This is a genomic window from Wolbachia endosymbiont of Drosophila incompta, from assembly GCF_001758565.1.
Classification (GTDB): Bacteria; Pseudomonadota; Alphaproteobacteria; order Rickettsiales; family Anaplasmataceae; genus Wolbachia; species Wolbachia pipientis.
Genome location: NZ_CP011148.1, coordinates 395,850 through 397,033, shown reverse-complemented (window position 1 = coordinate 397,033; position 1,184 = coordinate 395,850). Strand labels below are relative to the sequence as shown.

The window sequence follows — 1,184 nt, the reverse complement described above, 5'->3', positions numbered from 1 at the left end:
CTTCTGAACACTTCTTCTCCCTCTGCTTGCGCTACACACCCAGCCACCACTATAGTCATTTCTTTTCGTAACGAATGAATCTTCCCAAGCTCTGAGTAAAGTTTTTCTGCTGCCTTCTCTCTAATGTGACAAGTATTCAGTATCACTAAATCGGCTTTCCCTGCATCACTAACAACGTTGAACCCCAAAGGTTTAATTACATTTTCCATTAAAACGGAGTCATAAACGTTCATCTGACAGCCGTAAGTTTTAATATATAGGCCTTTCATATTTGGTATGTCTTTTTCAAAATTTCTTCACCCTACACGTAAATGTCTAACAGACCAGCGCGTGACGCTAGTGAACTTGCTAGCACAATAGATTTTGACAAAATTATACGAAAAACTGGATCCCAGTGTCAAGCACTGGGATGACCAGTTCTCGGCAACCCCTACGTCATATCATCACGGTATCTCTAGATCCCGCTAACAAGTAGCGGGATGACGGTTGTCAGGGTGTCATGAAAGTAGCTAACACTGGCTTCCATCCAAGAGGGCAGTGCCCTCTTCTTNAAATTTAAGAAGTTCACACTGGGATGGCTTTGTTGCATCGCTACTTATGAAAGGCTAACTATAGTTAGGATTATAAGCAACCTATTGAAAATCTTGTTTTTTTGCAATCAATCTGATCAAATTTAAGAATAGTAATTTATTATTTATATTAATAAATTTAATTCTATTGAAAATAGCTAAAGCATTGAAATTCTTGAATTTTAGCCGGATTAGTGAGTGGTAGTGAAATTTCTTTTACTCAAATTTAGGTATTCACTGACCGTTCTTGTTATAAATACCAGAATAATAAGCTACTGATATTCTCCACCTATTCTGAATTTATTGAATGAAAGCTAACGATGCAGCATAGCGCACTGGGATCCAGGAAAAAGAATGGTGTCATGCAAGTAGCTAACACTGGGATCCAGGAAAAAGAAAGGTGTCATCCGAGTAGCTTGACACTGGCATCCAGGAGACTTAATTGCAAGTAATGCATTGAGTTTGGTGAGTATGGGTTTTGCGTTATAGAATGAAGCACTTTTGGTGAATTTGTAAACAAAGCCAGCCCAGTGTCAAGCACTGGGATGACAAGAAAGGGAGCACTGGAATTTTTATTTCAGTATTGTACATTAGCCATGCATCTGAACAGATACG

At 38.7% G+C, this 1,184-nt stretch carries 1 pseudogene; it reads right to left on the bottom strand.

What is annotated here, in order from left to right:
- Window positions 1–269 (bottom strand): annotated as a pseudogene (locus tag WG67_RS07185) (tRNA (N6-isopentenyl adenosine(37)-C2)-methylthiotransferase MiaB); the annotation flags it as partial.
- Window positions 270–1,184 lie beyond the last annotated feature (915 nt).